We start from the raw sequence: 19,029 nt of genomic DNA on the forward strand, positions 1-19,029 counted from the left end.
AATCACTCTGCTTGCGGAGCTTGTACTGTACTGTAAACCTGATTTACGGAAGATTGGGCTTGTGCGATTTCTTGAGCAGCTTGTTTAATGGCTTCTTGTGCCAAAGTTGGATCAGAGGAAGATTTTTCTATTGCTTGTGAAAGTAAGGTTTGCGTAAGGGTAACGTTTGCTTTTGCTTGATTTAATTGATTGATATCAATTTGTTGTTGAGGCATGTAGTTTCTCTCCTTATGTCATAATTTGAATTACTCCATTAGGATGACCTTTCTTTTCTTTTTTATAAGGAGAAAAAATATATAACGTAGACAGGAAAGACTGAAACTGCCAAGTCCATTGGGATAAACAATTTAAATAAACTATGCAAAATTTATCGCGCAATCCGGAAAAAAGATACACCCTTAGGATTGAAAAACGGGAAGAAAGAGAATGAAATTATTAGTTTTATTTACTTAGAATCCTTAAATTTTCATCTGTATAAATAGTATTATGTTCCTTGAATATCATATTGTATGAAATCGCAATAAATATATCGTGACTTGTTGGTTGTTCAGTTAATTAAATTACACTTTACTTATTGGTTTTATAAGATTAAAATCGGAGAAAGAATTATTATAAAAGATGAGCTGATTGGACAACCAAAAGCTCCTGAACGCGATAAGCGAACAGGAGCTTTTTGCGTTCATTTTGGAAAAAGGAGTTGGGGAGATGAATATTGATCATATTGAAGCTTTTATGTATGTTGTTCATTTTAATAGTTTTCATAAAGCAGCAGAGGCACTGTTTTTATCACAGCCGACGGTTTCGGCAAGAATTAAGACGCTTGAGAGTGAACTCGATTCAGAACTATTTGAGAGGCAAGGGAGAGGGATTATTTTAACGGAAAAAGGGAAAGCGTTCATTCCATTTGCGGAACAAATTATTCGTACCTTTCAACAGGGGAAAAAACAGTTGAAAACAGGAAGCGATCTGGAGGAAATAACGATAGGGGCTAATATCATTACATCACAATACTTTATTCCATTTGCTCTTCCTCTATGGAAAAAGGAAAACCCTAATTTACGCTTTAAATTTATTTCAGCAACCAATGATGCATTAATTGATAAATTGCTTCAGAAACAGGTTGATATAGCATTTATGAAGGATGTTACACATAGTGGTCTGCAAAATCACAAGACCCTTGATAATTCGATACGTTTAGTAGTGTATCCAGGACATCCATTTCAAGTTGAAACAGAGCTAACGGTGCAAGTATTAGCTATGGAGCCGTTGGTATTTTTTGAGTGTGGTGCGTTTGATTGGAACCACGTTCATAAAATTTTTGAAGTGTCTAATGTAGAGCCGCGTATTGAATTTCAGGTTGATCACTTGGAAGTGGCGAAATCGCTAATTCTTAGCAGAAGCTGTATCGGATTTTTACCGTATTTATGTATTAAAAAAGAGTTAGAACAGGGAACTTTGGTTGAAGTTGATGTGTCACATTTAATCAAGATAAAGCAGCACATCTATCTGACTCATTTAAATCACGGGATGGAAGCACCCTTACTATGGAATGACATTCTTTTATCAATTCGGAAATTTGAACAAGACCATCATCAATTACAGACACAATCTAATTGATAGAAATTTTCTATCAATACAATATTTTTTCCTATTAGTTAAACCATTGCCATTAACATGCTTTAGGTGTTAGGATAAATCAAAATTATTAAATTGTTATTATTCATATCAGTATACTTTGAATTAAAGCGGAGGAGAGAATATGAGTTATAAGCTTGGCATTTTAGACCAGAGCCCGATATTTCCAGGAACTTCAGCCTCTGATGCACTCCAGCAAACCATTAAGCTGGCGAGACATGCAGAAGAGTGGGGATATACCCGTTTCTGGGTATCAGAACATCATCATGCCGAAAAGCTAGCGGGATCTTCCCCGGAAGTATTGGTATCATATTTATTAGCCCAAACAAAATCTATTCGGGTAGGGTCCGGAGGTGTTATGCTTCAGCATTATAGTCCATATAAAGTGGCGGAAAATTTTCACGTGTTATCAAATCTTTCGCCTGGCAGAGTTGACCTTGGCATTGGAAAGGCACCGGGTGGTCTCCCCTTATCAACGAAGGCGCTACAATTTGGTACTGTTAATGATGGAAAAGATTTCGAAGAGCGGTTATCTTTTTTACGAAAAATAATTGAAAATTCGATTAATGATAATCACCCGCTTTCAGGTATTCAAGCGACGCCACTCCCTTCAAAAAAGCCAAAAATGTTTCTGCTTGGTGCAAGTGCTGACAGTGCCAGGCTAGCAGCCAATCTGGGTATAGCTTATGTATTTGCTCGATTTATCAACAGTAATGAGACTGTATTCGAAGATGCTGTACGCATTTACCGAAGTATCTATCCAACTGGGAGCTTTAAGGTATCAGTTTCAGTGATTGCTGCTCCTTCACAACAAGAAGCAGAACAGCTAGCAGGTGACCAAAGGATAGTGAAAGTTCATCTCCAAAGCGGTCGTTCTGTTACGGTCCAAACCTTAGTGCAAGCAGAATTATTTGGGAAGCAGTCTGGGGAGTCTTACGAAATAGAAGAACAAGATTCCAATATTATTGCTGGAACTCCCTCTTACGTAAAGGAAGTCCTAACAAATTTACATGAAAAATATGGGGTAGATGAGTTTATCCTACATACACCGGTAGTAAAAGAAGGAGAAAGATTCCGATCTTTTCAATTGTTGAGTCCGCTTCAATTAGCCTTACCTGGAGAAAAGAACTTTGTGAGCCAAAATTAAGAAGTCAGCAAGCTAAAAACCGATTAATTAAAGGAGGAGTATTGATGTCTGAGCAGAGAAAGTTGAAATTTGGAGCGCTTATTCATGGAGTTGGAGGGAGTATATCTGGTTGGAGGCATCCTGACATTCAAACCGATGCCAGTGTTAGTCTTGAATTTTATAAGGAGCAGGCCCAGAAGGCAGAAGAGGGAAAGTTCGATTTACTTTTCATTGCTGACGGTTTATTCATCAATGAGAAATCCATTCCGCATTTTTTAAATCGATTTGAGCCACTTACCATTTTATCCGCACTTGCTGCTTTCACATCACGAATAGGGCTTGTCGGAACTGTTTCCACCTCATACAGTGAACCATTTACCGTAGCTCGGCAATTTGCTTCACTTGATCACATTAGTCATGGTCGTGGCGGATGGAACCTTGTTACTACACCTCTTGAGCGTACCGCCTTGAACTATAACAAAACGATCGAAGAACACCCTGATCATGCCAAACGCTATCGGATAGCATCAGAATATATACAAGTTACCAAAGGGCTTTGGGATTCATGGGAGGATGACGCGTTTACTCGGGATAAAGAGTCCGGTGAGTTTTTTGATCCTTCTAAAATACATCAATTAAATCATATAGGAGAATTTTTCTCCGTGCAAGGACCACTCAACATTGCTAGATCTAAACAGGGGCGGCCTGTCATTTTTCAAGCAGGTTCATCAGAAGCTGGCAAAAATCTGGCGGCTAAAGAAGCGGATGCAATCTTTACAGGTCAACTAACATTGGAAGATGCCAAGAATTTTTATCAAGATGTAAAAAACAGGGCTATTGCATTCGGGAGAAATCCTGATGAAATTGTTATTCTGCCAGGTATAGCGCCAATCATTGGTGCAACTGAGGAAGAGGCAGAGCACAAATATCAAGAACTCGCTAACCTAGTATCTATAGATAAGGCGCTTGACTATTTGGGACGATACTTCGATCATCATGATTTTTCTCAATATGAACTGGATGCGCCTTTCCCAGACCTAGGAGACATCGGAAAAAACAGTTTCCGAAGTACGACTGATCGCATTAAAGAGGAAGCCAAGGAGAAACAGTTAACGCTCCGTCAGGTAGCACTTAAGGAGACGACACCTCGGACTTCTTTTATTGGAACTCCAGAGAAAGTAGCGGATTTGATTCAGCGATGGTTCGAAGAGAAGGGTGCGGACGGGTTTATCTTTACTTCAAGTGTTCCAAATGCTTTAAGTGATTTTGTATCTTATGTGATTCCTATACTTCAGAAAAGGGGAATATATCGTACTGAGTATGAAGCAGAAACATTAAGAGGCAACTTGGGGCTTCCATTCCCGGAAAATCGTTATGCGAAAGAAAAGATTAATCAATAATTGAAGAATCATTTAAAAAATAAGGAGGAATACGAAATGGAAGAAGCGTTATCTGTCGTCGTTTGGTCAAAACAAGGATGTCACTATTGCGAAGAAGTTAAACAATACTTAAAAGAAAAGGAGATCGCTTATCAAACGGTGGATGTTACCAATCATGATGAACGGCGAGATATTTTAGAAATCAAATATGGTGTTCGGTATGTGCCTATTATTGAAATTGGGCGAGGTAACGTATATGAGAGTGTTACGGAAATTGGCATACCTTATCTTGAAAAAGTACTCGAACGATTACAATAAAAAAAGACGCGTGTTAATCCGAGTATATAAGTAGAAATAGCTGATTTAAAAAGTTGAATTTTCAACCATGACAGTTTTTATGACTTATTCTTCAATCCTGAGAACTGGAGGATGTTAGTAAAGTAGGAATAAATGAAAAATTGCTGATTTAAATCCGACTATTCTTGTGTAAATAATATGTTATAGAAATGGGGAGTTAATCATGACACAGCTAATCCGTCTTGCTACTGTAAAGGATGCTCCAGAAGTGCTAAACGTCACACTTCGGGCTTATGAACCAATTAGAGAATTGAATATTAACTTTCTGGCTGCGACAGCTGATTTGCAGCTAGTGACGAATAATATTAGGCGGAATCTCACTTATGTTTTAGAACAGGAGGGTCAAATTGTTTCCACTGTGACAGTTCGTCATCCATGGAATGATCCTGATCATTTCAGTCCGTACCCATTCATTTGGTGGTTTGCAGTCGACCCCCTATACAAACAAAAAGGTATAGGCTCAACTTTGTTAACCTGGGTGGAAGAAAATGTACTTCGGAAACAGGTGAAAGCGCCGGCCGTCTATTTGGCGACAGCTGATCGTCATCCTTGGCTTGTTTCCATTTATGAAAAAAGAGGCTATGAGATTTTTGCTGAACGAGATCACGATGGAGAAAAAATTGTGTATCTTCGTAAAATTCTAGATGAAACGCTGTATCGCATTATTGAAAATAAAGAACCAATTGTTAGTAATTAAAAACGTCGGGGGAATTTGAGATGAAAAAAACATTATTTATTGTTATGGCACTGCTACTTACTTTTTTGGGAGCTTGCTCTTCGAAAGAAACAACAAGTAATGCTAAATCAAGTTCTGGAGATTCAAAAAATAACAAAGTTCAGAAAATCATTGTCGGAACAGGGACGCAATTCCCGAATATTTGCTTTTTGGATAAGAATGGTAATCTGACAGGTTATGATGTCGAGTTGGTTCGTCAAATCGATGAAAAGCTGCCAGAATATGAATTTGAATTTAAAACGATGGAATTTTCTAATCTATTATTAAGTTTAGAAACGAACAAAATAGATTTTGTTGCTCACCAAATGGAGGTGAATGATGAACGAAAAGAAAAATTTCTATTTAATAAAGAACCATATAATGTCTTTCCCCTTCAAGTTACAGTTCATCAGGACAACAATGATATTCACTCCATTAAAGATCTAAAAGGAAAAAAAGCGATCGTGAGTGCAACGAGCAATTCTGCTGTTTTTCTTGAAAAGTATAATAAGGAAAACAATGCCGGGATCGAAATTGTCTATTCTGGCCAGGGCGTAGATGATACGAAGAATCAAATCAAAACTGGTCGGGCGGATGCTACCATTACTACACCATTTGCAGTCGACTTCTTAAATAAACAAGCAGATGCACAGCAAAAGGTTGTGGGTGAGCCACTTCTTAATTCAAAAGTATACTTTTTGCTAAGAAAAGACGAAACGCCTTTACAGAAGAGAATTGATGAAGCACTTGTGGAGCTGAAAAAAGATGGGGTAGTTAGCGAACTAAGTAAAAAGTGGCTGGGCGCAGACTATTCAGTAGGATTTTAATTAGATAGTAGTAAGCGCGGAGGTGCTAAAGCATGGGGAAAGCATTTGATCCTTCATTAATCGTCGATTTCATTCCGACGTTAATATATTATCTTGGAGTAACATTGCAAATTCTGGCAGCATCCGTTTTATTAGGAATGGTCATCGGGATAGCGGCAGCCATCCTGAGATTATTTCGTATCCCTGTTTTGAATCAATTTGTCATTTTGTATATTTCATTCATTCGGGGAACGCCTATTTTAATACAATTATTTCTAGTTTTTTATGGACTGCCTGCAATCCTTTTATTCATTAATATTGATATTTCAAGAATGGATGCTCTATATTTTGTCATTATTACTTATGCATTAAGTAATGGGGCGCATTTCGCAGAAATATTCCGAGGAGCGATTAAGGCTGTCGATTATGGGCAAACGGAAGCAGCCTATTCTGTTGGTATGAATAATAGTCAAAGTTTTTTTCGGATTGTGCTTCCTCAGGCAATACGGATTGCTTTTCCGAATATCGCAAACTCTATTATCGGATCCTTGAAGGATACCTCACTTGCCTTTACCATCGGCGTAATGGATATGATGGGTAGGGGAGAGACATTAATTGCTGCAACTGCACATGCTCTCGAAGTCTATCTCTCATTAGCTGTTATCTATTATGCAGTCGTGCTATTGTTTGAGAAAATATTCAGACTTTATGAAAACCACATTAATCGACATCAAACTGTTGATGTGTCTGTTACTGGATAACAAAGGGAGGAGGGAAGGACTTGACGATTGATATTCTATTTATTTGGACTGCTTTTAAGGAGATTATTAAAGCACTTCCGATCACACTTATCTTAACGATGCTTCCTCTTCCTGCAGGTTTTATTATCGGTCTCGCTGTTGCCTTGATTAGGATATATAAAGTGAAATTTCTATGTAGAGTTGCAAATGGTTATGTTTCCTTCTTTAGAGGAACACCGATTATCATGCACATAATGCTTATTTATTTCGGTTTTCCATTATTAATCGATCAAATTTCTAAGAAATTTGATTTGGGTATACAATCTAATTCCATTCCGATTATTTTATTTGTCTTAACCGCCTTATCGTTGAGTGCGGGTGCTTATTTATCAGAAATATTCAGATCGGGAATTATCAGTGTCTCCATTGGCCAAATGGAGGCAGCCTATTCCGTGGGTATGAATTCGTTTCAAGCCATGACGCGAATTGTTTTGCCACAGGCCATTGCTCAGTCCATCCCGAATTTCACGAATATTTTCATTGGATTTCTGCATACGTCATCCATTGCTTTCATTGTATCGCAAAAAGAAATGACAGGAGCAGCTAATATTGTTGCATCCACCAATTTGAAATTTTTGGAGTCTTTTATCGCTGCTGGTTTAATTTATTGGGGTCTCACAATCATTGCAGAAGGTCTTTCGTTTTTAATTGAGAAAAAGGCCACAGCCTATAATCGAGGAGGAGTACAATGATTTATTTAAAAGATATAAAAAAATCATTTAACCAGCAGCCCGTTTTAAAAGGTATTAATTTGAAAATAGCTAAGGGAGAAGTAGTTACCATTCTTGGGCCAAGTGGTTCTGGGAAAACAACCTTGCTTAGATGCTTGAATTTTCTGGAGAAACCAGATGAGGGAATGGTTCAAGTAGGAGATATACAGGTGAAGTCTAAGAAGGCGACAAAAAGGGAAATCTTGTCCCTTAGAAGACAATCGGCGATGGTTTTTCAGCATTATAACCTATTTGCTCATAAAACTGTTTTGGAAAATGTAATGGAAGGCTTAATTGTTACAAGAAAATATAAGAAAGCTCAAGCGAAACGGGAAAGTGAGCTGTTGTTGGAAAAAGTAGGTTTAGGAGATAAGCATAACCATTTCCCTTCACAATTGTCAGGAGGGCAACAGCAACGTGTTGGAATTGCTAGGGCACTTGCTTTAAATCCGGAAGTCATTCTTTTTGACGAGCCAACGTCAGCACTCGACCCTGAGTTGGTTGGGGAGGTGCTTTCTGTCATAAAAGCAATTGCACAGGAAGGCATCACGATGGTAATTGTAACCCATGAAATGAGTTTTGCTAAAGAGGTATCGGATCGTGTTCTATTCATGGATGGCGGGGTCATTGTAGAAGAAGGGTCACCATTGGAGATTTTCAATGCTCCAAAGAAAGATCGAACACGACAATTTTTAAACCGGATATCAAGAGATTTTTCCTTATCGTTTTTAGAAGAAAAGGTCAATTAAAGGAAGGAGCCAAAGGAGAACGTATGATTAATACAATCGTAGTCGATGAATTGATTGAAGAAGATAAAGAGACGGTGCGCCGCTTATTGGTAGAAAGTTATCAACAATATGAACATGAATATTCGAACCCGGAAGCTTGGGAAGGATATTTAAATAATATTGAATCCTCGGTGGATAATCCACATGTTGATAAGGTGTTGGTTGCAAAGTGCAATCAGGATATCCTTGGTACATTACAGCTTTTTCAGTCATCTGAAAAAGCATATGAAAAGCCGGAACTTGAGATTTTTTCACCAATCATTCGGTTGTTGGCCGTTCATCCCGAATCAAGGGGACGCGGTATCGCACAGGAATTATTAAAAGCTAGTGTAAATTATGCAAAATCGCAAGGTGCGTCCAGTTTGTATCTACATTCCACTGATAAGATGCATAAAGCCATTAAACTATATGAATGGTTTGGCTTTAAGCGGGATCGAACGAAAGAATTTCAAAATCATGATATTTTGGTAAAATGCTATCGCTTAGATTTTTAGAAGGAGGCGACTGTATGAGTCGAGAGCTGGAAAAGCGCTTAATATCGATACGGCGCCATTTACATCAATATCCGGAGTTATCAAATGAAGAATTCGAAACGACAAAATCGATTCAAAAGTGGCTCGGGGAAGAGGGTATTGAGATCCGTAATACAGTATTGAAAACAGGTGTATTTGCAGATATAAAGGGTGGTAAACCCGGACTTACCGTAGCCATAAGAGCGGATATCGATGCTCTTCCGATTGAGGAACAAACTGGGCTTCCATTTGCTTCGAAAGTAAAAGGAGTAATGCATGCGTGCGGCCATGATTTCCATACCGCAGCCGTTATTGGCGCTGCTTACCTTTTAAAAGAATGTCAATCAGAGCTGAACGGTACCGTGCGATTGATTTTTCAACCTGCAGAAGAATCAGGTGGGGGTGCGGCGCATGTGATAAAAGATGGTCAAATTGGCGATGTAGCGGCCATAATTGGGCTGCACAATAAACCGAATTTACCTGTTGGGACTATAGGGATAAAAGAAGGTCCGTTAATGGCGGCGGTGGACCGTTTTCAAATTGTTCTTCAAGGTAAGGGGAGTCACGCGGCCATCCCTCATAGTGGAAAGGATCCAATAGCAGCGGCGGCCCAGCTTATTACGGCTCTTCAAACTATCGTCAGCCGGAATGTTTCCCCACTAGAAAGTGCTGTGGTGAGTGTAACGAGAATAACAGGGGGAAACACTTGGAATGTGATTCCCGGTAACGTCACACTAGAAGGAACGATACGAACCTTTGAATCTACAATCCGCGAAGAAATAAAGGATAAGTTTTATTCGATTGTGAATCATATCGCCGCTGCTTTTTCACAGGAAGCTACGATTGATTGGTTTCCTGGGCCCCCCGCGCTACATAATCATCCAGCTGTCACAGAGATGGCAAGCAGGTCTGCTTTGGGGCAATCATTACATGTAATCAATCCAGAACCTTCAATGGGTGGTGAAGATTTCGCTTATTACCTTCAACATATCCCCGGTACCTTTGCCTTTTTTGGTACAAACGGAAACGAAGATTGGCATCATCCAGCTTTTACTGTTGATGAAAATTCCATTATTAAAGCCGCTCATTTTTTATTTGAAAGTGCCAAGGATTTATTATATAACCATGGTAAGTGGTGAATATACATGACAAAGGTGCCAGACACGATTTCGTGCCTAGTACCTTTGTTGTTGTAATTCCAAAGGTTTCGTTCCAACTTGATTTCAAGCATAGTCATGATGCGAACGTTCCCCCCATTTTACCTTCCATACATAGCCACTCTTCATTCTTTCATTCCAGCTTTTCATAGACTCCTCTCTCCTTTTCTCTTCCTCTCAATGATGAATCTTATTTTGATAGCGGTAAGAAGAATAGATCTCAAACCATGATAGGCGAGAGCATGGTTAATTATTAGACAAAGGCATTCCAAATTCATAAGCAATTGATAGAATTTTTTTATCAATTAAATAAATTTTTCTATCAAATAAGGTGTTGTCAAGTGCTTGTTTACAATGTTAGGATGAATTTCAATTACATTAAAACAACTAATTCGATTTGTTAACTCGGTATTAATGATTGGAGAGATGTCATATGAGTTTTAAGCTTGGAATATTAGATCAAAGCCCCATTTTTCCTGGGAATTCGGCAGTTGATGCACTTAAGCAAACCGTAAACCTAGCTCAAAAAGCTGAAGAATGGGGATATACCCGTTTTTGGGTATCGGAACATCATCATATGGAACAAGTTGCTGGATCTTCACCGGAAGTATTAATTTCTTATTTATTATCGAAAACCACATCCATTCGTGTAGGTTCGGGAGGTGTCATGCTTCAGCACTACAGTCCTTATAAAGTCGCTGAAAATTTTCATGTTTTATCCACTCTTGCCCCGGGCAGGGTAGATCTTGGCATTGGTAAAGCACCAGGTGGATTTCCTTTATCAACAAAGGCCTTACAATTTGGAACTGTAAATGATGGAAAAGATTTTGGGGAACGTGCATCCTTATTGCAAAAGTTTATTGAAAATTCGATTAATGATGATCACTTGCTCTCTGGTATTCAAGCAACACCGATACCGCCTGAAAAGCCAGAAACCTTTCTGCTTGGTGCAAGTTCAGACAGCGCTCAACTAGCCGCTAACCTCGGAATGGATTTTGTATTCGCCAGATTTATTAATAGTGATGATACCATGCTGTATGAAGCGTCCTCTGCTTACCGAAGCAAGTACCCAGAAGGTCGTTTTATCGTATCAGTAGCGGTTGTGGCAGCTCCTACCCAACAAAAAGCAGAGGAGCTGGCAAGCGAACAAAAACTATTTAAAGTTCATCTTCAAAGTGGCCGGACGCTGACAGTTCAATCACGTGAGCAGGCTGAGTCATTTGAGAAGCAGGCGGGTGAAGCTTACGAAATAGAAGAGCAGAGCGCAAGTGTTATTGCTGGGACTCCAGGATATGTTTACGGGGTTTTAAAGGAACTTCAGAAAGTTTTTCAAGTGGATGAATTTATTTTGCATACACCGCTTCGAACAGAAGCAGAACGGATTCAGTCTTTTCAGTTGTTGAGTCCGGTTCTCTTAGGGGAAGAGACTGTCATATAGAAGGAAAAGAAAAGATTCCAGCGGGCATGAAGCAGCTGATAAATATTTGTTATTCCAATATAAAAGGATAAAAAGAGGAGCGAGAAACATTGAAGAATATTAAATGGCTGTCCGTAACGGTTTTAACAGTAGTATTGCTGATATTGGGAGCTTGTGGAAGTAATGAGCAAACATCATCGGAGAGTAAAGGAGACAAGGATGAGGAAGTGACTTTGAAAATTAGTGCAGCCTCAATACCACATGCAGAAATTTTAGAGTTTGTCGCACCGGATTTAGAAAAACAAGGCGTGAAACTGGATGTAGTGATTTCTACGGATGGCATTCAAACGAATCAACAAACAGCAGACAAAGAATTGGATGCAAACTTCTTTCAACATACCCCGTACTTAGAGCAAGTAAATAAAGATAGTGGTCTGAATTTGGTTAATGTGAAGGGTGTACATATTGAACCATTTGGTGTCTATTCCAAAAAAATTAAGTCTATAGGTGAATTGTCAGACGGAGCGAAAGTAGCCGTACCGAAAGATCCAGTAAACTTTTCGCGATCGTTACAGCTTTTTGCGGCAAATAATATCATTGAGTTGGATGCTTCTAAGTCAGGGGGTTATACGATTGAGGACATTACAAAAAATGATAAAAAAATAGAATTCATTCCAGTAGATTCCCCTCTTTTAGTTCACTCGCTAGATGATGTGGAAGCATCGGCCATTAATACAAACTATGCTCTGGAAGGAGGGTTAAAACCTCTCGATGATGCACTGATAATTGAAGGGAAGGATTCACCATATGTTAACATTTTAGTTGCTCGTCCAGACAATAAGGACGATAAAGCGATCCAAAAACTTGCGAATGCATTAACGACGGAAAAGGTCAAAGAATTTATTTTAGATCAATATGAAGGAGCCGTCGTGCCCGCGTTTTAAGGGGGTTTCTATACCAAGCTAGTTAAAAAGAGGAGGTGGCCACTTTGATAGAATTTCGCCGGGTTTCAAAAATTTTTGATGACGGGGAGAAAAAAATTGAAGCGTTAAAGGAGATTAATATAACCGTTGAAAAAGGGGATATATTCGGGGTTATCGGTTTTAGTGGAGCCGGAAAAAGTACACTCATCCGAACTGTGAATCTACTGGAATATCCTACTTCAGGTGAAGTGATTGTAGAAGGAAAAGATCTTGCCAAGATGTCTGAAAAAGATTTGCGTGAAGCTAAGAAAAATATTGGCATGATTTTTCAGCATTTTAATTTACTTAATTCCAAAACAGTCTTTGATAATGTGGCGATGCCATTATTGTTAAGTAAAAAAAAGAAAAAAGAGATTGAAGAACGAGTTAATGAGATTCTCCGCTTTGTTGGTCTAGAAGACAAAGCAATGAACTATCCAAATCAGCTATCAGGTGGACAAAAGCAGCGTGTCGGGATTGCCCGTGCTTTGGCTACAAACCCTTCGATTTTATTATGTGATGAAGCAACATCGGCATTGGATCCACAAACAACAAAATCAATCCTGAATCTGTTGAAACGGATAAATGAAGAATATAAAATTACCATTCTAATTATCACGCACGAAATGGAAGTGATTAAAGAAATTTGTAATCGGGTTGCAGTGATGGAGGATGGGAGCGTGATTGAATCAGGAAATGTGATCGATATTTTTGCCCGTCCGCGAACAGAAACAACTCGTAACTTCATTCGATCGGTTGTTCGCGATGAAGTGCCATCAAGTGTTTATGGATTGCTCAATGAGGATGCCTATTTCAGCCGGATTTTTAAAATTGATTTTTTGGGATTGAGCTCTGGGCAGCCTATCGTTTCAAAAACAGCGAAGAGGTTTAATGTGGAAATAAACGTTCTGTTCGGCAATATTACTGAGTTACAAGGCATCCCATTTGGTAATTTAATTGTTGAAATAATAGGAAATGAAGATGAAATTGATCGGGCATTACAGTTTATAAAGAGTCAAAATGTCAAAGTGAAGGAGGTGACGAACGATGGAAGTAAGCCAAGAGCTCATTTTAAACGCCTTGTGGGAAACGCTGTACATGGTTAGTATTTCACTTTTTTTTGGAAGCATCATTGGAATATTCTTAGGCATTTTATTGGTTGTAACAAGAAAAGGTCATATTTATGAAAATAGATTTATTTTTTCTATAGTGAATCCGATTGTAAACATTTTCCGGTCGATTCCGTTTATTATCTTGCTTGTGGCGATTATTCCATTTACAAGACTAATTGTTGGTACGTCGATTGGTACGACAGCAGCAATTGTGCCACTAGTGCTTCATATTGGCCCATATATCTCAAGACTTGTGGAGAATTCATTATTGGAAGTGGATGAAGGCATTATTGAAGCCGCGAAAGCCATGGGAGCAACGCCGTTACAAATTATTTTCAAGTTTTTAATGCCTGAAGCTTTTGCGTCATTAATTCTAAGTATAACAACTGCAACAATTGGTTTAGTGGGCGCTACAGCAATGGCAGGAGCTATAGGTGGCGGTGGACTTGGAGATGTAGCGATAACATATGGTTATCAACGCTTTAGCACTATTACGATATTCGTCACCGTTGTAATTCTAGTAATTGTTGTTCAGGGAGTACAAAGTTTAGGAAATATATTCGAACGGAAAATTAGAAGAGTGTAGTGGCGGTAGTTTACAGAGGGGGAGTGGAATGAATGATGAAAAAATGTATTTTACCTATACTGCTTATCTTGGGGGTGTTATTGGCAGGTTGCTCGAGTGATTCAACGAATGCAGGAGGGAAACAAACGAAAGTGAAGGTAGGGATTAGAAATTCTGAACTTCGAACATGGGAATTTTTAAAGGAACAGGCTGAAAAAGAAGGGGTGGAAATTGAAATTGTTAATTTCTCATCGGCTTATGATCCGAACGAAGCGCTGGCAGAAGGGGATATTGATATCAACGCCTTTCAACATGTTGCCTATTTAGATTCATTTAATGCGAAAAATAATACAGACATCGTTCCAATTGGGACTACAATTATTGCTCCTCTCGGTTTGTATTCAAGCAAATATAAATCGGTGGAAGAGATCCCAAATGGTGCACAAATTGCTGTGCCCAATGACCAAGCTAACTGGGGAAGAGCTTTATTGCTATTACAAGAAGCAAAACTCTTAAAGGTTGTGGATGACTTTGACGGGAATGGTGGACAGGACAAAATAAAGGAAAATCCGAAGAAAATCAAAATTGTTCCTGTCGATGGTGCCAGTGCCCCACGTGTGATGGAAGATACAGCTGGTTCGGTGATTAATAATGGAGTTGCGGTAGAAGCGGGACTAAATTTAAAAGATGCTCTTATTTATGAAAGTAGTACTGCAAAGCCTTATATTAATATCATAGCGGCTAGGAGTGAAGATCAAGACAATGAAATTTACCGAAAATTAGTTGATCTCTATCAATCAGAGAAAACGGCTAAATTTATTGAAGAAACTTACAATGGAAACTATATTCCAACATTCATTACCTTGAAAGAATTGAGCAGTTATAAGGAGATATATTCTAATAAATAAGGAAGGAGAGATTAGAATGGCTCAAGACAGAAAGATGAAGTTAGCTGCTTATCTGATTGGAACAGGTATGCATGTTGCGTCGTGGCGGCATCCGGCATCAAATCCGAATGCAAGTATTGATGTGAAAGCTTTGCAAAGACTCTCGAAAATTGCGGAAAAAGGGAAATTTGACCTTGCCTTTGTGGCAGATAGCTTGGCCATTAATCATGAATCGCATCCTCAAATACTTAATCGATTTGATCCGATTGTACTAATTACAGCATTAGCTGCAGCGACAGAAAAAATCGGCATTGGGGCGACAGCTTCTACAACGTACAGTGAACCATATGTACTCGCTCGCCAATTTGCTTCTGTTGACCATATAAGCGGCGGACGGGTGGGATGGAATGTTGTTACTACAGCTGATGCGACCGGAGAGACGGCCTTGAATTTCAGTCGTGATAAACATTGGGCACATGATCATCGTTATGAACGAGCGGAGGAGTTCATCGACGTTGTCCAAGGATTATGGGATTCGTGGGAAGATGATGCGTTTGTGCATAACAAAGAAACGGGACAATTTTTTAATCCTGATAAAGTGCATGAGCTTCGGTATAAAGGCAACTATTTTTCGGTAAAAGGTCCGTTGAATATTGCACGTTCGGCGCAGGGGCAGCCGGTTATCATTCAAGCGGGTGCGTCTATACCAGGGCAGCGGTTAGCCGCTCGAACAGCCGAAGTCGTTTTCACCCATTGGGATAACATTGAAGAATCCAAACGATATTATCAAGAATTAAAATCGTCTTTAATGGATTTTGGAAGAAGCGTGGAAGAGCTCCACATCCTTCACGGCATTTCCCCTATTATCGGAGAAACCGAGGAAATTGCCATTCAAAAATACAATAAACTCCAAAGTCTCGTCGACCCTTATGAGAGTTTGAAATTCGTTTCTGGTTATATGGGCAACGTAGATTTTTCAAAATATTCTTTAGATACACCAGCGAAGGATGTTGAATTTCCATCAGTAAATAGCATACAAAGTAACTTTAATGAAATGAAGAAAATTATTGGTGAAGAGGACATAAAAGTGGGTGAATTATATGCGAGATTTTTCAGTCCTGCCAGACGAGATAGATTTGTCGGTACACCAACACAAGTAGCTGATGAAATGGAGGTATGGTTTACTGAAAAAGCTGCAGATGGCTTTATGCTTCAATTTCCACTGTTACCAGGCGACTTAGAGGATTTCGTCGAGAAGGTTGTTCCAATTTTACAGGAGAGGGGTTTGTTCCGTTTGGACTATGAAGGAGACACTCTCCGTGATCACCTTGGATTAAAGAAACCAAAAAATCGCTTTGTTAATGAAGAAATAGCAAATTATTTGGAATAAGGGTTATCTCGCATTTTCATTAGAAGCCATTAAATTCATATATATGGTGAGGACAAAGGAATGAGGGACATAGGAGAAATCCCAGTCCCTCAAATTCTTTTCTCCTATCCATATACATAAATGTTTCTTGCTAATAAGCTAGTTAAGTTTAGCCTTTTCCTGCTTGGAATCCTGGATATTTGGTCATTCCGCCGTCAGCATATAAGGTCATGCCCGTTACGTAGCTTGATTCAGCGGAAGCTAACCAAGCAGCACAAGCGGCAATTTGTTCCGGTTTTCCGATATATCCCATCGGAATCAGGTCGATGACTTCTTGTTTAGCTTTTGGGTCATTGAATTTTTCGGCATTGATTGGTGTGTCGATTGCGCCAGGAGAAATATTATTAATGCGAATCCCCTTAGGGGCATATTCAAGTGCAAGGGTTTCTGTCATCATCTTCACTCCACCCTTACTTGCTGCATAGTGGACAAAATGAGGCCAAGGAATCCGGTCATGAACGGAAGACATGTTAATGATATTCCCCTTAATACCATGATCAAGCATATAACTGATGGCTTCCCTGCTAGCCAGGAACATACCCGTTAGATTTACATCGATGACTTTCTGCCAATCTTCAAGTGTCAATTTTTCACTTGGCACTTCATTTTCAATACCGGCATTGTTGATCATGATGTCGATTGTACCAAAGGTGTCCACAGCGAATGAAAGCAATTTCTTCACATCCGCTTCCTTTGAAACGTCTCCTTGAATGGCTGCGGCTTTCCCGCCGGCAGCTTCAATCGTCTTGATGATTTCCTTATGGTCGCCATTTTCAGTGTGATAATTCAATACGACATGTGCTTTTTCTTTACCGAACCTTTCGGCCATGGCTTTTCCTAACCCTTTTGCCGCCCCAGTGATCACGACTACTTTTTTCTCTAAATCTTCATACATCAATTATCTCTCCTTTGACTATTCTTTTGTAAAGCCGATCATGATTGCGCCAGTAATTACGAGTACACATCCGATGATGACGAAGGCCATTTGCTTTTTGGACTTTTTCTCTCCTAAAAGAAAGATGCCGCCTAAAGTCGAAATGACGATTCCCATTTGGGAAAATGAGAAAGCGATGGCAACGCCCACTTTTGGATTAGCGAGCAGGAGACCGATATTGCCGATTGCCCACATGATTCCAGTTAGAATATTTCGTCCGGCATACTTATTAAACGGTTTATGTTTGATGGAAAGGAGCAGGGCAGCTAGGAACATGCCAATTGCTTGAGGCAGGATCGCCGACCATCCGTCAACTTCATTCCATCTGACTACAATGACATATGTAACATAACCCACTGTTGAAATGGCAAGATAAAAAATCCCTTTTTTCATGCTACCTGCTTTTTTGTTATCACCATCGCCGTAGCTCGTCAGCAAGACACCTGTAATCAAACAGATTATTGCAACAATGCCGATGATGACTGTAATCCTGTCATTCCATTCCCTGAAAATGATAACCGCAAAGAATGTATTTCCTAGAATTTGCAGTCCTGTTGAGATTGGAACGGTTTTCGATACCCCGATTTCCTTGACGCTATTGAATTGAAATAACTGCCCGAATGCCCAGCCTATCCCGGAAATGATGCCGACAATCCACACTAGACTGTTCCATTCCGGCGGATTGATGAAAGACATCATGATGGCGAACAGTAATGACCCGATTGTAATGCCAAGCGTTTGATTATAAGAGTTGCCTCCGAGTTTTTCGGAAACAAGCACTAAGCTGCCCCATGTCAATGCAGGGAGTAGCGCAAAGAGAAAACCTTCCACAAAATTTCATCTCCTAAACTAAAAAACAATGTTTTAATAAATATAAAATAGGTAGTTACCAAGCTATTGAATGTATTTAGAGTTTTCCCTCTACACGGGAAAGAAAACATGGTTTTAATTTACCAATTTGTTATTTTATTTTTCAGTGTGGAAACAATGAAATAATAATTGGTTTATGGTACTTTTAATGTAAAAATAGTTAGGAGAAATAGTATGACGACACTGAATGAATGGTTTGAAAAGGGGATTCCTGCTAAAGAATTTGTATCTTCGATGAAAGTTCATAAAGAAAACGTACAATCGATTCAGGAGGGCTTTTCCATTTCTGCAGAGGACCAAGGGTTCTTTGATGCATTAAAGACGAAGGAACTTAGAGCCATTGTCATTACTGAAGACTGGTGCGGAGACGCGATGATGAATATTCCTATATTGCTGAATATATCTGAAGCGGCAAATATTGAAACTCGCATGGTTTTACGAGATCAAAATCTTGAACTGATGGATCAATACTTAACGAATGGAACAGCGCGTTCGATCCCCATCTTTATATTCATTGATAAGAATGGTGAAGAAAAAGCTGTTTGGGGACCTCGTGCACCAAAGGTACAAGAGTATGTAATGGAGTTGAGGTCTGACCTGCCTGCCAAGGATGATGAACGTTTCGAGGCAGAGCAAAAAGAAGTTATTAAAAAGATAACAGCAGCTTTTTCCGAAGAAAAGCATCTATGGGACGAAGTATACAGCAGTATCAAGGAAGCTTTGGGGGGAATTTGAATTTTAAGGATGACTCTTGCTGCTGCCAACGGATAGCTTCATTTTTGACCTGATAATTGCCGTCAAGCAGATAAAAAATGTAGGGTTTCTTCCATAATGAAGGAGCTGTTCCAAGGTCATGGCACCATGGTTT

At 39.3% G+C, this 19,029-nt stretch carries 22 protein-coding genes; 19 read left to right on the forward strand and 3 right to left on the reverse strand.

All coding sequences use genetic code 11. The features are described 5' to 3' along the window. Positions 1-2: 2 nt before the first annotated feature. Complete coding sequence (locus ABIE66_RS03305; RefSeq protein ID WP_289323686.1) at positions 3-215, reverse strand: hypothetical protein; 213 nt, start codon at positions 213-215, stop codon at positions 3-5. Positions 216-539: 324 nt separating this feature from the next. Between ABIE66_RS03305 and ABIE66_RS03310 the strand changes: the two genes are divergently transcribed. The 18 genes from ABIE66_RS03310 (at position 540) to ABIE66_RS03395 (ending at position 16,318) form a co-directional block, all read left to right on the forward strand. Beyond that, on the forward strand, positions 540-716 hold the full coding sequence (locus ABIE66_RS03310; RefSeq protein WP_289323687.1) for a hypothetical protein: 177 nt from the start codon (positions 540-542) through the stop codon (positions 714-716). After that, on the forward strand, positions 706-1,617 hold the full coding sequence (locus tag ABIE66_RS03315; RefSeq protein ID WP_370013844.1) for a LysR family transcriptional regulator: 912 nt from the start codon (positions 706-708) through the stop codon (positions 1,615-1,617). The genes ABIE66_RS03310 and ABIE66_RS03315 overlap by 11 nt, the downstream gene beginning before the upstream one ends. A 142-nt stretch (positions 1,618-1,759) precedes the next feature. After that, entirely contained in the window at positions 1,760-2,782 is a 1,023-nt protein-coding gene (locus ABIE66_RS03320; protein ID WP_370013845.1) for an LLM class flavin-dependent oxidoreductase, read from the forward strand. 44 nt (positions 2,783-2,826) lie between these two features. After that, entirely contained in the window at positions 2,827-4,161 is a 1,335-nt protein-coding gene (locus ABIE66_RS03325) for an LLM class flavin-dependent oxidoreductase (RefSeq protein ID WP_370013846.1), read from the forward strand. 36 nt (positions 4,162-4,197) lie between these two features. Then, entirely contained in the window at positions 4,198-4,458 is a 261-nt protein-coding gene (locus ABIE66_RS03330) for a glutaredoxin family protein (RefSeq protein WP_289323691.1), read from the forward strand. Between the two features lie 202 nt (positions 4,459-4,660). Then, on the forward strand, positions 4,661-5,194 hold the full coding sequence (locus tag ABIE66_RS03335) for a GNAT family N-acetyltransferase (protein WP_370013847.1): 534 nt from the start codon (positions 4,661-4,663) through the stop codon (positions 5,192-5,194). Between the two features lie 20 nt (positions 5,195-5,214). Further along, positions 5,215-6,039, forward strand: a complete 825-nt coding sequence (locus ABIE66_RS03340; protein WP_370013848.1) for an amino acid ABC transporter substrate-binding protein — start codon at positions 5,215-5,217, stop codon at positions 6,037-6,039. 32 nt (positions 6,040-6,071) lie between these two features. Continuing rightward, positions 6,072-6,779 (forward strand): amino acid ABC transporter permease, encoded by a 708-nt coding sequence (locus ABIE66_RS03345; RefSeq protein WP_370013849.1) that lies wholly within the window; start codon positions 6,072-6,074, stop codon positions 6,777-6,779. Between the two features lie 20 nt (positions 6,780-6,799). Next, positions 6,800-7,510 (forward strand): amino acid ABC transporter permease, encoded by a 711-nt coding sequence (locus tag ABIE66_RS03350; RefSeq protein ID WP_370013850.1) that lies wholly within the window; start codon positions 6,800-6,802, stop codon positions 7,508-7,510. Then, positions 7,507-8,277 carry an amino acid ABC transporter ATP-binding protein gene (locus ABIE66_RS03355; RefSeq protein WP_370013851.1) on the forward strand — a complete coding sequence of 257 codons (771 nt, stop codon included), beginning with the start codon at positions 7,507-7,509 and terminating at the stop codon, positions 8,275-8,277. The genes ABIE66_RS03350 and ABIE66_RS03355 overlap by 4 nt, the downstream gene beginning before the upstream one ends. A 23-nt stretch (positions 8,278-8,300) precedes the next feature. After that, the gene (locus ABIE66_RS03360) at positions 8,301-8,810 is read left to right on the forward strand and encodes a GNAT family N-acetyltransferase (RefSeq protein ID WP_370013852.1); all 510 of its coding nucleotides are present in this window, start codon (positions 8,301-8,303) and stop codon (positions 8,808-8,810) included. Between the two features lie 14 nt (positions 8,811-8,824). Continuing rightward, positions 8,825-9,967, forward strand: a complete 1,143-nt coding sequence (locus tag ABIE66_RS03365; protein WP_370013854.1) for an amidohydrolase — start codon at positions 8,825-8,827, stop codon at positions 9,965-9,967. A 451-nt stretch (positions 9,968-10,418) separates the two neighbouring features. Continuing rightward, entirely contained in the window at positions 10,419-11,423 is a 1,005-nt protein-coding gene (locus tag ABIE66_RS03370) for an LLM class flavin-dependent oxidoreductase (protein WP_370013855.1), read from the forward strand. A gap of 89 nt (positions 11,424-11,512) precedes the next feature. Next, complete coding sequence (locus tag ABIE66_RS03375; RefSeq protein WP_370013856.1) at positions 11,513-12,346, forward strand: MetQ/NlpA family ABC transporter substrate-binding protein; 834 nt, start codon at positions 11,513-11,515, stop codon at positions 12,344-12,346. A 44-nt stretch (positions 12,347-12,390) separates the two neighbouring features. Next, a complete protein-coding gene (locus tag ABIE66_RS03380) occupies positions 12,391-13,470 on the forward strand; it encodes a methionine ABC transporter ATP-binding protein (protein WP_370013857.1) in 1,080 nt (359 codons plus the stop codon). Beyond that, entirely contained in the window at positions 13,412-14,062 is a 651-nt protein-coding gene (locus ABIE66_RS03385) for a methionine ABC transporter permease (protein ID WP_370013858.1), read from the forward strand. The genes ABIE66_RS03380 and ABIE66_RS03385 overlap by 59 nt, the downstream gene beginning before the upstream one ends. A gap of 35 nt (positions 14,063-14,097) precedes the next feature. Then, positions 14,098-14,949, forward strand: a complete 852-nt coding sequence (locus ABIE66_RS03390) for a MetQ/NlpA family ABC transporter substrate-binding protein (RefSeq protein ID WP_370016970.1) — start codon at positions 14,098-14,100, stop codon at positions 14,947-14,949. Between the two features lie 16 nt (positions 14,950-14,965). Then, a complete protein-coding gene (locus ABIE66_RS03395) occupies positions 14,966-16,318 on the forward strand; it encodes an LLM class flavin-dependent oxidoreductase (protein ID WP_370013859.1) in 1,353 nt (450 codons plus the stop codon). Positions 16,319-16,466: 148 nt separating this feature from the next. Here the strand turns inward: ABIE66_RS03395 and ABIE66_RS03400 are convergent, their stop codons facing one another. Together ABIE66_RS03400 and ABIE66_RS03405 are read right to left on the reverse strand one after the other, a co-directional pair. Continuing rightward, on the reverse strand, positions 16,467-17,252 hold the full coding sequence (locus ABIE66_RS03400) for a glucose-1-dehydrogenase (RefSeq protein WP_289323703.1): 786 nt from the start codon (positions 17,250-17,252) through the stop codon (positions 16,467-16,469). Between the two features lie 18 nt (positions 17,253-17,270). Then, the gene (locus ABIE66_RS03405) at positions 17,271-18,122 is read right to left on the reverse strand and encodes a GRP family sugar transporter (RefSeq protein ID WP_370013860.1); all 852 of its coding nucleotides are present in this window, start codon (positions 18,120-18,122) and stop codon (positions 17,271-17,273) included. A gap of 213 nt (positions 18,123-18,335) precedes the next feature. On the opposite strand from ABIE66_RS03405, the gene ABIE66_RS03410 reads away from it, so the two are divergent. Beyond that, on the forward strand, positions 18,336-18,896 hold the full coding sequence (locus ABIE66_RS03410) for a thioredoxin family protein (protein WP_370013861.1): 561 nt from the start codon (positions 18,336-18,338) through the stop codon (positions 18,894-18,896). The last annotated feature ends 133 nt before the right edge of the window (positions 18,897-19,029 follow it).

It is taken from the genome of Peribacillus sp. B2I2, from assembly GCF_041261685.1.
Taxonomy (GTDB): Bacteria; Bacillota; Bacilli; order Bacillales; family DSM-1321; genus Peribacillus.